The sequence below is a fragment of the Prevotella jejuni genome (genome assembly GCF_900187995.1).
In the GTDB taxonomy this organism is placed as follows: Bacteria; Bacteroidota; Bacteroidia; order Bacteroidales; family Bacteroidaceae; genus Prevotella; species Prevotella jejuni.
Window position 1 is genome coordinate 32,166 of sequence record NZ_FZNZ01000006.1, and the last position, 15,029, is coordinate 47,194.

10 protein-coding genes are annotated in these 15,029 nt (G+C 42.8%); 6 read left to right on the forward strand and 4 right to left on the reverse strand.

From position 1 onward, the window contains the following. Positions 1-72: 72 nt before the first annotated feature. Entirely contained in the window at positions 73-903 is an 831-nt protein-coding gene (locus CHB62_RS03105; protein ID WP_089365716.1) for a hypothetical protein, read from the reverse strand. A 937-nt stretch (positions 904-1,840) separates the two neighbouring features. On the opposite strand from CHB62_RS03105, the gene CHB62_RS03110 reads away from it, so the two are divergent. Further along, entirely contained in the window at positions 1,841-2,590 is a 750-nt protein-coding gene (locus CHB62_RS03110; protein ID WP_206073749.1) for a protein-ADP-ribose hydrolase, read from the forward strand. A gap of 634 nt (positions 2,591-3,224) precedes the next feature. Here the strand turns inward: CHB62_RS03110 and CHB62_RS03115 are convergent. The 3 genes from CHB62_RS03115 to CHB62_RS03125 form a co-directional block, all read right to left on the reverse strand. Continuing rightward, entirely contained in the window at positions 3,225-3,926 is a 702-nt protein-coding gene (locus CHB62_RS03115) for a TrmH family RNA methyltransferase (RefSeq protein WP_089365718.1), read from the reverse strand. Positions 3,927-4,127: 201 nt separating this feature from the next. Further along, positions 4,128-4,544 carry a SufE family protein gene (locus CHB62_RS03120; RefSeq protein WP_089365664.1) on the reverse strand — a complete coding sequence of 139 codons (417 nt, stop codon included), beginning with the start codon at positions 4,542-4,544 and terminating at the stop codon, positions 4,128-4,130. Between the two features lie 62 nt (positions 4,545-4,606). After that, the gene (locus tag CHB62_RS03125) at positions 4,607-5,851 is read right to left on the reverse strand and encodes a peptidase U32 family protein (protein ID WP_009012462.1); all 1,245 of its coding nucleotides are present in this window, start codon (positions 5,849-5,851) and stop codon (positions 4,607-4,609) included. A 291-nt stretch (positions 5,852-6,142) separates the two neighbouring features. On the opposite strand from CHB62_RS03125, the gene miaB reads away from it, so the two are divergent. The 5 genes from miaB (at position 6,143) to CHB62_RS03155 (ending at position 14,955) form a co-directional block, all read left to right on the forward strand. Further along, positions 6,143-7,471 (forward strand): tRNA (N6-isopentenyl adenosine(37)-C2)-methylthiotransferase MiaB, encoded by a 1,329-nt coding sequence (miaB, locus tag CHB62_RS03130; protein ID WP_009012463.1) that lies wholly within the window; start codon positions 6,143-6,145, stop codon positions 7,469-7,471. 100 nt (positions 7,472-7,571) lie between these two features. Continuing rightward, positions 7,572-9,431, forward strand: a complete 1,860-nt coding sequence (locus CHB62_RS03135) for an ABC transporter ATP-binding protein (RefSeq protein WP_089365665.1) — start codon at positions 7,572-7,574, stop codon at positions 9,429-9,431. A 22-nt stretch (positions 9,432-9,453) separates the two neighbouring features. Then, positions 9,454-11,466, forward strand: coding sequence for an LTA synthase family protein (locus CHB62_RS03140; protein WP_089365719.1), 2,013 nt, complete (start codon positions 9,454-9,456; stop codon positions 11,464-11,466). After that, a complete protein-coding gene (locus CHB62_RS03145) occupies positions 11,463-12,410 on the forward strand; it encodes a lysophospholipid acyltransferase family protein (protein WP_089365666.1) in 948 nt (315 codons plus the stop codon). The genes CHB62_RS03140 and CHB62_RS03145 overlap by 4 nt, the downstream gene beginning before the upstream one ends. A gap of 562 nt (positions 12,411-12,972) precedes the next feature. Next, entirely contained in the window at positions 12,973-14,955 is a 1,983-nt protein-coding gene (locus CHB62_RS03155; RefSeq protein WP_089365668.1) for an LTA synthase family protein, read from the forward strand. Positions 14,956-15,029: the final 74 nt, after the last annotated feature.

The following is a 15,029-nucleotide window of genomic DNA, read 5'->3' on the forward strand; positions in this document are numbered from 1 at the left end:
CATTCAGCCCCTATTTTTGTTTCTATACCCACGAGAGCAGCCCTACTAAGCCTTAACAGCCACAGAATAAGCCTAATGCGTCCTAAGTATCAACTCACCTCCTGTCTGCATCACAGGGACCTCAACCTCCGAAGAATACTCCTTATAATTATACTCTCCATATGGTAGACGATACAAGCTAAGCTTACTGTTCTGCTCAACTGCACATGAGATCTGCACTGTCTGACTATGTGTATTCTTCAGTTTCACGGGTTGGTAAAAGCTTAAATAGCCTCTTGCTTGATTAAAATCCTCCGGTATTTGATTCTCCATACCATACCAGACTTTATTACAAATGGCAAAGCTATCCTTCTCGTTAATAGTCCCATTCGTTTCTATCCTTACCTTCACAAGCTGCTTGCGAGGGATGAATATGTTCTGCTCATACACCTGTCCTTTCTGTAAACGACCTGGCACTATATAATACGAATAGAAGATCTCTTTCTTACTCAACGGATGTACTGCTGTGATATCAGTAGGTAATAGATACACTTTATCATCCAACTTACTCAAATCCAACGTCATCTGTAGAGAGTACAAGGTGCCTACATCAGCTGAATCAGTGGTCAAAGACTTTATTTCTTTGTCGTTTAAGTTGAAAAACATTATGTAGTCACCATCCTTATCCGTCGTTGCCTTGGCCTTATGATATACCTTAGTAGAAAAAATACCAGACATAATCATATAATCCAACTTTATTTCTATGTTAGGAATTGGCTGTCCGTCTGGTGTTTTAGCAACCCCTTTAATAATCAAACTCTTAGGATCTGGCCTATCAATAAAGTCGTCCTCTTCACAATGACAGCTTGCCAATAGCAACATAACTACTGGTAAAGCGAGTAGATACAATAATCGTTTCTTCATAAGCATACCATTAATAGTTTTAAGTTAAGTAATATTCAGATATCAACCCTTCGGTTCACACCCTCCTTCTACATAGATTTTAGTCTTTTACAAAAGTATGAATTATTTTGAAATAAACAACTAAATCGACCCTAAAAAATTGTTTTTAAGGCTCTTATATACCCTAAAGCACACTGAAAACAAGCATCTAAACGAGCCATCCCCACAACGTTAAGCAAGCGAACAATGCGATGCCTCTAAATTCTTTTCATGAAGAGAAAGATTTATTTTCACGACAAGAAATATTTTTTTTCATGAAGAAAAAGATTTTTTTTCATGAAAATAATTCGAAGAGGGGAACTATTATCTGCTACAAACAGGAGCCGATTGTTTTACAAAACACCTACTCCATATACTAAAAAGAGCCGTTAGATGAAACAAAGAGTTGCCGTGTTAGAAGGGTAATCGCTTCCTTCTTATTTTATAAATATCATCCGTCTAAACTCCAAAGAAGCCTATTTGAGAGGTAGGATATCCTTTATACTTACAATAATAACATATAGAACAAGCATTAACCATTTCTCGCCAATACGACTGATAACCCACCATATAGGACAAGTTAAATAGGAAAGATTGATGTTCTTACCAGTCATTACAATAAAACTTTGGGTTATAAAAAATAAGAAAAGAACATCAGTTATGACATTACTGATACTCTCTATTTGTTAAACTCAATTCTAAGAGCCCCTGTAACTATCTGTTTCTTATTATTTGGAAAGTATGAAACATAAAGCTACTTTCTTGTAGTAATGGAAAACTTAATATACCTTTGTAATCGAAAACAAGGCTTAATTACTATGACCTACACCCTACTCTACCTATTTACCGACATTTCAATCTCATAGAGCATACGGAAAGTAAAGGCTTTATAGGTGAACGGTTCATAAAGAAAGGATAAATGATGGACAGACTAAAAAACATTGACAATGCTATTAACATCATGCTTTCAGAAATGGAAACAGGATGGACTAACCCAGACACCTTGCCCCTCAAACAACGCCTCATGCGTTCGTTGATAAATGTTCGACAGCCCGACAAACCTTCACAAGACCTTATCGACGCACAAGACAAGGAGCTGGCAGCACAAAGAGAAGAGAAAGGTGTCGTGGAGATAAGGCAGGAAGGGATACATCTATGGCAAGGGGATATAACCAGACTAAAGGTAGATGCTATCGTGAATGCGGCTAACAGTAGGCTACTTGGCTGTTTTAAGCCTTTACATGCTTGTATTGATAACGTCATACACTCGGCTGCTGGCATCCAACTTCGGTGTTACTGCAACGATATAATGCAAGCACAAGGACACAAAGAGGCCACGGGACAAGCAAAGATAACACCTGGCTTCAACCTTCCGGCACGTTATGTCATCCATACTGTAGGTCCTATCATCCCCAACGGAAAACCAACTAAGGAACAGGAAGAGCTCCTTGCCTCTTGCTATCGCTCATCGCTCAAGCTCGCAGAAGACTACTCCTTGGAAAGTATTGCCTTCTGTTGTATCTCTACAGGAGCATTTCGATTTCCACAAGAGTTAGCTGCCAAGATAGCTGTAAAGACTGTTAAGGAATACCCAAGGCGGCATGTGAAGACCATCATCTTCAATGTATTCAAAGATACTGATTATGCCCTATACCAACAGCTTATCTGAATGTATTGTCGAACTACAGCTCCTTATTGACAAGGCTGACTATTAACTGGTTGGTGAAGGAGCTGGCCATTCAACCGATACAGGGCTGGCGTATGCCGGAAAATAGTTTTAGAAGGAGTGACAACCATGGATAGAACGCTATGTCTTCAGGGGCCTCTACACCTCTTCTTTCTATCTCTTTAAGGCGGAAGAGGAACGCTGACCGTATTAGGTAGAGCATATTTAGTACTTATGTTTCAGACCGATAGCAACAGAATTAACCCACATTTTGCAAGAAACAGTTGGGCAGAAAGACTACTTTGTAGTGTCCTAATGCCTCTCTCATACGCTTCGACCGTGTTTAGTCTCAACTTTCTTTACACAAGGTAGGGCATTCCTTCGCTTTTAAAGAATACCTACAAACCGTTTTGAAAACCCTCTTAACATCATAAAAACACTCTATAGAAAAGACCTTACAGGCGCTTATAGATTACATAAATACAGTCAACTACGAATTATTTTCATGAAAAGAAATTGTAGAGAAACAAGCTTTACGATGGATGGAGGACAACTTTAATAGCTGTACAGCGCATGAGTTGTAAAAGAAAAGGGGGCTAAAAGCCCCCAAAATATGCTGATGTAGGTTGTTAGATACTTACTTTAAGAGTAATTGACGGGCAAACTCCCAAATAACAATACCGGTTGTCACACTAACATTCAGTGAGTGTTTGGTACCGAATTGAGGTATTTCAAGGCAACCGTCGCTCATGTCTACGACACTTTGTTTTACACCTTTTACCTCGTTGCCCATGATGATGGCGTAGTGGGTGTTGGGTGTTGAGTGTTGGGTGTTGATGGTATGTTGAGTGTTAGATGATGAAGTGTTGGGTGATGAATGATAATAATTAGAGGGCTGGGGAATGGGTGATGGGGGTTGAGTGATGGGTGTTGATGAGGTGTTGAGTGATGCGTTGTTAGATGATGAGTGATGAAGATTAGAATGTTGGGTGTTAAGCTCCTGCAGCTTTGTTGAGCCTTCTACCTGTTCGACACTATATACAAACACGCCTTTACGATGGAGTTCTTCGACAGCATCTTCAGTACGTTCAAAGTAACGCCAGTCTACTGAGTCCTCTCCACCAAGTGCTGTTTTATGAATCTCAGCATTAGGAGGTGTGGCCGTGATACCGCATAGATAGACAGCCTCAACACGGAAAGCATCGGCCGAACGGAAGACACTTCCCACATTATATAACGACCGCACATCGTCTAAGACAACGATGAGTGGTAACTTATCAGCCTCCTTAAACTCCTCAACAGAGAGCCGATTCATTTCGATTGTACGTAGTTTTCTCATAATCAATATGAAAGATGCCCACACTGCAGAACCCACTAATAGGCCCTCCCCCTACCCTTCTCCCATACAGAAGAGCGTGGATAGCGAGATAGTCCGATATAGTGGAGCGTTCTTTTAAGCGCCTTATAAATTAGAATATTAGCCTGTATATGTTTTTTATCAGCCCTCCCTTCCCGTCAGAGGGGTTGGAGATGACTTCTTTTACTGCAAGCTAAAGCCTACTGCATACGCCTTAATCTTTGTCACCATAGAGAGTAGTCCATTGCTGCGGGTTGGTGATAGATGTTGGCGAAGGCCTATCTTATCAATGAAATAGAGGTCGGCATCAATAATCTCTTGTGGTGTATGATTGCTCAATACACGTATGAGAAGAGCGATGATACCCTTTGTGATGAGTGCATCGGAGTCGGCTGTAAAGACGAGTTTACCCTCTACATTATCACACTGTAGCCATACTCTACTCTGGCAACCATCTATGAGGTTCTGTTCATTCTTGTATTTTTCGTCTAATGGTTCAAGCTCATTACCCAAATCAATGAGCATTTGGTATTTGTCCATCCAGTCGGTAAAGTCCTCGAACTCACCAATTACTGCATCTTGCGCTTCGTTTATTGTCATTGTACTATCAGTTTATCTAATTCAGAGAACATTGTTATCACCTCTGAAATACGTATTCTACATTAATTTACTACCAGCTTAAATAGTTTGTCATTCGGGCGCACCTTGTCGGGAACAGGGATAGAAACACGCCAGCCTTGTTCGGCTTTATCAACAGGATTAAGCTCGTATCGAATCTCTTCAGCATTGAGGAACATAGCGCCAGTACTGTTACCTGTGATAAGCAACTTCTCCCCCTTTACGAAAGTATTAGCCTCAACGGCCACCTCAGCCACGCCGAGACGTGAGAAATACTTTATCACCTTGCCAATAAGAACCTTCTTCTCAGTAGCCTTGTTACCATAGTCTTTGGTCCATTCGCCCATCTTCTGTCCTTGATAATAGCCATCCCAGAAGCCACGATTGAAGACTGTTGAGAGCCGTTCGTCCCACTTGTCCTTCTTTTCTTCGGTAAAGCTACCATCAAGAACACTCTCAATAGCCTCTTTATAACAGCTAACAACGGTGTGGACGTACTCTGGTCCGCGTGCACGTCCCTCTATTTTAAACACACGAACACCTGCGTCCATCATCTTGTCAATGAAGCGTACGCTCTTTAAGTCCTTTGGACTCATTATATACTTATTGTCAATCTCTAACTGATTGCCCGTCTCGTTGTCTGTAACCGTGTAACTTCGGCGGCATATCTGGGTGCAGGCACCACGATTGGCAGAGCGGTTAGAGTCGTGAAGACTCATATAACACTTACCCGAAATGGCCATACAAAAAGCACCATGACAGAACATCTCAATACGAACAGGCTGTCCCTTTGGTCCGCAGATATTCTGTTTGATAATCTGTTCGTGTATCTCCTTCACTTGATCCATATTCAGTTCGCGAGCCAATACAGCAACATCAGCAAACTGAGCGTAGAACTTCAGGGCGTCAATATTAGAGATATTCAGCTGTGTTGAGAGGTGAACCTCAACCCCCACTTGACGGCAATACATCATTACAGCAACGTCACTGGCGATGACAGCGGTGATATTTGCAGCCTTAGCAGCATCGATAATCTCATGCATTGTCTCAATATCCTCGCCATAGATGACAGTGTTTACAGTCAGATAAGTCTGTATTCCCTTTTCATTACAGGTCTCGGCAATTTCCTTGAGGTCGTCGATAGTGAAGTGATTAGCCGAATGTGAACGCATATTCAGCTTCCCTATACCGAAGTAAACAGAGTTAGCTCCAGCGTTGATGGCAGCTGCAAGCGACTCACGAGAGCCCACAGGTGCCATTATCTCATAATCATTTGTATTTTTGTTCATTGTTTTATTGTCATTACCAGGCAGTTATCAAGCAGTCAGGCTATCTGTAACCTTTCGTAGACTAAACCCTATGCTTTAGCTGACCTGTAGCTATCCTTTATTTGTTAAGACAGTGTCTATTCAGTTTGCAAAGGTACGGAAAATATCCGATAAAGGCCGTAAAGGACTTTGTAAGTTTTGCAAAAAAGAACGTGTCAGGCGTTGTTAAGCATCAAATAGTCAGATGGTTCTTCGGTTGTATGCGATAAATTTAGTAACTTTGCATGCTAAATTTTTCGAGATAACAGCATAATGAAGAAACTATATATTGAGACATACGGGTGCCAAATGAACGTGGCAGACTCAGAGGTGGTGGCTTCTGTCATGAAAATGGCAGGCTATGACGTATGCGAAAAAGAGGAGGAAGCAGACGCAATCTTCCTTAACACCTGTTCTGTACGTGAGAACGCAGAGAACAAGATATACAACCGTTTGGAGGCATTGCACGCTGAGCAAAAGAAAGGTCGTGACCTTATCTTAGGCGTGTTGGGCTGTATGGCAGAGCGAGTAAGGAACGATTTGATCCAAAACCACCATGCCAACCTTGTTTGTGGGCCTGATTCGTACCTTAACCTACCTGATATGATAGCGCAGTGTGAGAACGGCACGAATGCTATGGATATCGAACTCTCTACTACGGAGACCTATCGTGATGTTATCCCACAGCGTATTGGTGGCAATAGGGTGTCGGGCTTCGTTAGTATCATGCGTGGTTGCAATAACTTCTGTCACTATTGTATCGTGCCTTTTACCCGTGGTCGGGAGCGTTCAAGAGATGTGGAAAGCATCTTGAAGGAGGTTAAAGATTTACATGATAAAGGCTTTAAGGAGGTAACACTATTAGGTCAGAATGTCAACTCATACGGCTTGTTGCCTAATGGTAAGCGTCCTGAGAATGGCGTTTCATTTGCAGAACTGTTGCATAAGGTGGCACAAAGCGTTCCAGACATGCGTGTACGCTTCACGACCTCCAACCCAGAAGATATGACAGAGGACATTATTGAGGCGGTAGCTACCGAACCTAACCTCTGTAACCATATCCATTTCCCTGCCCAAAGTGGTAGTAATAGTGTGTTGAAGGTGATGAATCGCAAATATACTCGTGAGGATTACCTTGAGAAAGTGGCTGCTATTCGTAGGCTTATACCAGACTGTGGCCTGACAACTGACATCTTCATTGGATATCACAACGAGTCAGAAGAAGACTTCCAGCAAACGCTTTCATTAATGCGAGAGGTAGGCTTCGATTCAGCCTTTATGTTTAAGTACTCTGAACGACCAGGTACTTACGCAGCAAAGCACCTCCCCGACAATGTTCCTGAGGAAGAGAAGATACGCCGTTTGAATGAGTTAATTCGCCTTCAGACCGAGATCTCTGCCGAACAGAACAAGAAAGACGAGGGCAAAGAGTTTGATATTCTTATCGAGCGCTTTGGTAAACGAAGTCGTGAACAGCTAATGGGACGTACGCCACAGAACAAGGCTGTAGTCATGCCAAAGGGCAATCACCATATTGGTGAGACCGTCCGTGTACGCATAACAGGCTCAACAAGTGCCACACTCTTTGGAGAAGAAGTGTAAATATACTATATGTATGGATATAAAACCGCAAATCTTTTTTGCGGTTTTACTATTTATAGCTATATTTGCAGAACTGATAAACAGATAAGAAGATTAGTTGATGAAGGAATTTATACACGTTTTACGCAGGTTCGTACCGCCCTATAAGAAGTATCTTGTGCTGTCAATCATTTTCAATATATTGTCAGCTTTTCTCAACATATTCTCCTTTGCAACCCTTATCCCACTCCTTCAAATACTCTTTAAGGTAGATGCAGGAACGGGTGCGATGCGTGCAATGTCATGGAGTGAAGGCTCTTTTAAGGAGGTGTTATCGAACAATGCGGATTATTACACGCAGATATACATCACCAGTTGGGGCCCAACAACGGTCTTATTGGCCATTGGTTTAATTCTTGCCTTTATGACTTTCCTAAAGACAGGAGCCTATTTCCTTTCTTCTGCCTCAATCATTCCTATAAGAACAGGCGTAGTACGTGACATACGTAACCAACTCTATGAGAAGATAACATCCCTTTCTTTAGGCTTCTTCAGCGAGGAAAGAAAGGGAGACATCATCGCCCGTATGAGTGGTGATGTCCAAGAGGTTGACAACTCCATCATGTCATCTATCGACATGCTCTTTAAGAACCCTGTTCTTATTATCATTTATTTCATCACACTACTTGTTATTTCTTGGCAGTTGACGCTCTTCACGCTCATCTTCGTACCTATCTTCGGTTGGTTCATGGGCTTTGTTGGTAGAAAGCTAAAGCAGAACAGTATGACAGCCCAGAAGCTATGGAGTGACACAATGAGCCAAGTAGAAGAGACCTTAGGCGGATTAAGAGTCATCAAAGCCTTTTGTGCTGAGGGAATGATGAATGAACGCTTCGATAAGATAAACTCAGAATACCGCAACGACATCATGCGCGTGAACATTCGTCAGCAATTAGCCCACCCGATGAGTGAGTTCCTTGGAACAGTCATGATTGTTGTTGTACTATGGTTTGGCGGTACTCTCGTATTAGGACAATATCCGATTATCAGCGGACCAACCTTCATCTATTATCTTGTTATCCTCTACAGCATTCTCAATCCATTAAAGGAATTCTCCCGTGCAGGCTATAACATCCCTAAAGGACTTGCCTCTATGGAGCGTATTGATAAGATTCTAAAGGCAGAAGTAAAGATAAATGACCCTGAAAAACCAGTCCATATCGATAATTTCGAACATGAGATTGAATTCCGTCATGTCAGCTTTGCCTATACTGATGGTAAAGATGACGAGGAAAACCCAGAGCTCCATTGGGTGTTAAAGGATATCAACCTCGTTATTCCAAAGGGTAAGACCGTAGCCTTAGTAGGCCAGAGTGGTAGCGGAAAGTCTACCTTACTCGACCTTATCCCACGTTACTACGATGTACAAGAAGGTGAAATTCTCATTGACGGAATAAACATCAAGGATTTAGGAGTGCATGATCTCCGCCAACTTATAGGTAATGTAAACCAAGAGGCAATCCTCTTCAACGATAGTTTCAAGAACAACATCTCTTTTGGAGTCAGCTCAACTGACGAGGCGATAGCCGAAGCGGCGAAGATAGCCAACGCCCATGAGTTTATCATGCATAGTGAGAGAGGATACGACACAAACATCGGCGACCGTGGAGGACGCCTTTCTGGTGGACAGCGTCAGCGTGTGAGTATTGCGCGTGCTATCCTTAAGAACCCACCTATCCTTATCCTTGACGAAGCGACATCAGCCCTCGATACAGAGAGCGAACGCCTTGTACAGGATGCTCTCTATAAGCTTATGAAGACGCGAACGACCATAGCTGTGGCCCACCGCCTATCTACCATTAAGAATAGCGACGAGATTTGCGTGCTGCATGAAGGTGAGATTGTAGAGCGGGGAACGCACGATGAGCTTATGGACATCGAAGGTTACTATAAGAAACTACATGACATGCAAGAGATATAAAGGTCCAAAAGGATTGAAAGATATGAAGAGATTATTAACAACAACATTTGGTTCGCCAATAGCATTAGTGCTCAACTTGCTATTGGCGTATGCCATTTTCTTTGTAGCACGATTGACATACTTTTTTGTCAATTACAGTTATTTCATAGACGGACTTAGTGCTTCTTCACTCTGGATGTGGGTGAGAGGAAGTCTTCTCTTTGATACAACAGCCATTCTTTATACGCATATTCTCTACATCGTAATGATGCTCTTGCCACTATGGAGGAAGGAGAACCAAGCCTATCACAGGCTTTGTAAGTGGGTATTCATGGTTGTTAATGCGCTTTCACTTGCCATTAACCTTGCCGACTCGGTGTATTTCCCTTTCACATTGCGCCGCACAACAACCAGTGTGTTCCGTGAGTTCGATAATGAAAACAACATTGCTGGCATCTTGTTACACAATGCTATCACACACTGGTACCTTATCATTATCTTTATTCTTATTCTTTGGCTTGCCAATAAGCTGTATGTTATGCCACATACCGACCACAGTCACTATAAAAGTCTGCGTCAACGCTTAGTCTATGGAGCACAACTTTTCGTATGTCTTGCCGTAGCTGCCGTCCTTACCGTGGCTGGTTGTCGAGGTGGACTACAGTCAGGTGTGCGTCCGATAACCATCAGTAACGCCAACCAGTACGTAGAACGTCCTACTGACTGTGCCTTGGTGCTTAATACCCCCTTTGCGTTAATCCGCACGATAGGCAAGTCCGACTTTGTTGTCCCAGATTATTTCCCATCCTTGGCAGCTGCCACAGAGGTCTACAACCCTATTATGTGGATGGCTTATAAGGCTCCAAGACCAGGCTCAAACGAACGTCTTCCTAACAAGAAGAACATCGTCATCCTCATTGTCGAGAGTTTCGGACGTGAATATATAGGAGGGTTTAATCGTGATTTCTTCGGTGGTAAATACAAGGGTTACACCCCGAATGTAGACAAACTCATCGATAAGAGCCTCGTCTACCGCTTCTCTTACTGTAATGGACGTAAAAGTATTGACGGCATGCCATCCATCCTCTGCAGTATTCCTCGCTTCGGAGAACCCTTCATCCTGACCCCAGCTTCAATGAACAACTACACTGGTATGCCTGGACTCCTTAGTAAGTGGGGCTATCAAACGGCCTTCTTTCATGGTGCTAATCGTGGTTCTATGGGGTTCCTTGCATTTGCTAATAAGATTGGATTTCAGCACTACTATGGTCGACAAGACTATGACGAAGATCCTCGCTTTGGTGGGGATAAGGACTTCGATGGCAACTGGGGCATCTGGGACGAACCTTTCCTGCAGTATTACTGTGCGAAGATGGGCGAAATGAAGCAGCCTTTCATGACGGCTCTCTTTACTGTCTCAAGTCACGACCCATTTGTTGTTCCAGAGAAATATAAGAACATCTATAAGGAGGAACATCTCCCTATCCAAAAGTGTATCCGCTATACCGACATGGCGATAGGCAAGTTCTTCGAGTCTGCCAGCAAGCAACCTTGGTTTAAGAATACTATCTTTGTCCTCACAAGCGACCATACTAACCAGAGCGACCATGAGCAGTATAAGACCGACATAGGCGGCTTCTGTTCACCTATTATTATATATGACCCATCCGGAGAGATAAAGCCAGGACGTGTAGATGGCGTGGCGCAGCAGATTGATATTATGCCAACACTACTCTGCCACATTGGCTATAACGCAACACCATACCTCGCTTTCGGTAAAGACCTACTACATACACCGGCGAAGGATACTTGGGCTGTCAACTATCTGAACGGTATCTATCAATACGTTAAGTATGGTTATGTACTCCAATGGGACGGTAAACAGACTAAAGCTATCTATCGAGTAACCGACGCACTGATGAAGCACAATCTTCTCGGACACGTGCCTGAGCAAGCAAAGATGGAACGAGAACTGAAAGCTATCATCTATCAGTATATGTATCGTATGGTACACGATAAGATGTACCCAACGATTAATAACCCTGAAGATCAATGAAAAGAGCCCTCAACAAGACCCTTTACATCATCGCCTACGGCTTCTGGTATCTGGTAGCCCTGCTGCCTTTTCCTGTGCTGTATCTACTCTCCGATGGCCTTTATTTACTAATATCACGAGTGGTGAGGTATCGCCACAAGGTGATATGGAAGAACCTTAAGAACAGCTTCCCAGAGAAGACTGACAACGAGTTACGCCTGATAGAACGAGGATTCTACCATTGGTTCTGTGATTACATTGTTGAGACACTGAAGCTGATAACAATGAGCAAGGAACAGCTAATGAAGCGCATGACCTTTACAGGGACTGAAGAGTTAAACAGAATTCTGTCTGAAGGAAAGTCGGCAGGCGTCTATTTAGGCCATTTAGGCAACTGGGAATGGATTACCTCCCTCCCCTATTGGGTGGACAATGCCCTCTGCTGTCAGCTTTACCACCCATTAGAAAACGAATACTTCGACCGCCTCTTCAAGTATGTTCGCGAACGACAAGGTGCGCTTTGTATCCCTATGCAGGAGTCACTACGTAAGATTATACAATTTGGACGCAATGGTAAGCCCCTTGTTGTGGGTTATATCTCTGACCAAACACCCTTCTGGTGGAGCATACATCACTGGATTCAGTTCATGAATCAGGAGACTCCTGTGCTCACAGGGGCTGAACGTATCGTGAAGCACACACGCCAGGTCTTTGTTTATGGCGACATGACACGCACGAGCCGTGGGCATTATAACTGTGAGTTCCGCATCATCCGAGAAGAAACAAAGGGACTGCCCGACTACGAGATAACCGATCTTTACTTCCAAGAGTTGGAGAAGTCGATCCGTCGTCAGCCTGAAATCTATCTTTGGAGTCATAACAGATGGAAGCGTACACGGGCTTACTTTGAAGAAAACTTTGAAGAGGTGGATGGCAAAGTACGATTGAAAGAAGGTAAGAAATGATTTACATAACTTCGTAGAACATAACAGAACCACATCTCTCCACAATCGACTAAAGGGGCGGGAGGGCTCGGAACCATAGAAAACCATAACGGAAAGAATGCAATTCTACTGGTCGTCTCACATCATAAACATAAAAGATAAACCATCCACATGACACAAGCTGTATTGAAAGACACAATGGTTAATACACATAAAACAGTGGGTGATGGGTGTTGGATATTAGGTGTTGAATTGAAAAACACCGTATTTAATCCCCCTAAAACGGCTCTTTTACAGCTGTTTAGACCGCCTTCCCTCTTCCACTCTTACGTGTCTGAATATTCTAACAGCGTGTCAAGTGCGAATTATTTTCATGAAAAAAAATATTTTTCTTCATGAAAATAATTATTTCTTTTCATGAAAATAAATATTTCTTATCGTGAAGAAAAATGATTATAAACTATAAGGAAGCCTATTCGTGAGGCTTTTTACAAGTAGAGATGACGGCGAAAACGATGCCTGTCGATGCTCCACTCTTATCGAAAGAACCCTATCTTAAACCCGAAATAAGTCAAAAGAAATAATGTATAAGAACTTATCATATCTCATAAAGCATTCCGCTATAATCCTTGTCATCCTATTCTTCGTGCGCATTTGCTTTGCCATTGCGTTCGTCCCGATGAGTATTATCAGTAGTAACCTAACTGTTCTACCTCGCTTACTATTTAATAGCTTGCGTTTTGATGTGCAAGTAGTATGCTACGTGTTGATACTCCCAACGGTTCTAACTTTCGTCTTTGCAGCCCTTAGAAAACCATGGACAGAACGTGTGTTAAGTCGTTTTCGTAGACTTTATTTCTCTATTGTCTGCGCACTTCTGTTGGCTATTAGCGGTATTGATATGGGCTTTTACGCCAATTTCAATAGCCATATCAACCTCACATTCTTCGATTTCTTCAACGAAGGACCAATGAGTTTGATTCAAACAATATGGGAAGAATATCACTGTGTCTACGAGGCTATCGCCTTTCTTCTTATCCTTCTACCAATCCTTCTACTTATCCGTAGAATAGAGTTGGACAAGTCGTCCGCTCGTAACGCTCTCCATTCGGCAAGCAGGCAGCAACCTTCACGCCTCAAAGTCATTAAACTGTCGGCTACCATCCTATTGTATATAGTCTTTTTAGTCATCGGTCTGCGTGGGTCGGTATGGCGCTTCCCTCTACAGATAGAAGACACGTTTGTGTCAAATCAGAAACCTCTGAACGACCTTGTTCCGAACGCTATTTACATGTTGAAAAAGGCTTATAAGGAGAAAAACAACGCTTTCAAGATAGCAAAGACAGACGACTTACTGCATGAATATAAGTTCAAGAGTCTGCAGGAAGCCCTGGATGTCTATACAGATGGGAAGGTGAAGATGGCGAAAAACGACACGCTAACAGCGCTGCAGCATGCTCTCTTCGAAGAAGTAGGCGACAGTCTGAAACAGCCTCAACCAAATATTGTAATCATATATAGCGAGAGTTGGAGCAATTATCTGTTCAATCTCCAACAGAAGGATGCGGAGATGTACTTCGGATTAGAGCGTCATTTCAAGGACGACCTACTCTTCCGTAACTTCCAATCAGTACAGAATGGTACGGTAGCATCGCTTGAGAACCTCTATGTCTCTACCCCTTTCCCACGCTTCTTTGCCTCGGCTTATCGATTTAAGACTCTCCCTACGTCGATAGCCCTACCTTTCAAAGCCAGCAATTACACAACAACATTCATGTCGGGAATGGACGCTGCATGGGAAAACTGTGCCGAAGCGTTGGTTCATCAACAGTTTGATGCTATCTATGATAAGTTCTCTCTCTTAAAAGACTATCCTCATGCGACTTATAATAGCATAGGTGTTTACGACGAATACCTCTTCCAAGCGTTGTTAGACAGACTGCAGAAACCATCAAAGAAACGGCAGATGATTGCAGTGATGACAACAACCAATCATCCACCCTTTGAGTTCCCAAAAGACTTAAAACTCCCCCCTCTACCAGAGTCATTCTATGCTAAGAAGTGCTTTGCAGAGCATAATCGTAAGGTATTGGATAAGTATCTCACAGGATTTCGCTATTATAATAAGGTGTTAAACGAGTTTCTCAACCGCTTCAAGGCCTCTGCTGCGGCAAAGAATACGATACTCATTATCACAGGCGACCATAACGTGCGTTCTATCCTTGATTATGATGCTGTTGACAAACGGTATGAACACTCCGTACCGCTCTATATCTATCTGCCAACCTACCTACGGAAGGAGGCTTACAACAAGCTAACTAATCGTTGGGGAAGCCATGACGATATCTTAGCGACGCTGGCTCCCTTTGCTTTCCATGATACTAAGTATTTCAAGATGGGCCATAATCTCTTAGATACCACCGTGCCAGACAGTACTTATTACAGTGCTAACGTTGACCAGATAGAGTCTGTTCCTACCTATAGAAAGGAAGCTGAGCGACTTACAGCAGCCCGCAACCTACTGCGTCAAGTGTATTTTGGCTTGTATTGGAGGACTGAACAGTAACTAAACAATAGTGGATATAAGCATAGAAACGTACAACTAATATCTCTTTTTCAGCTTCTCATGGGCAGAGATAC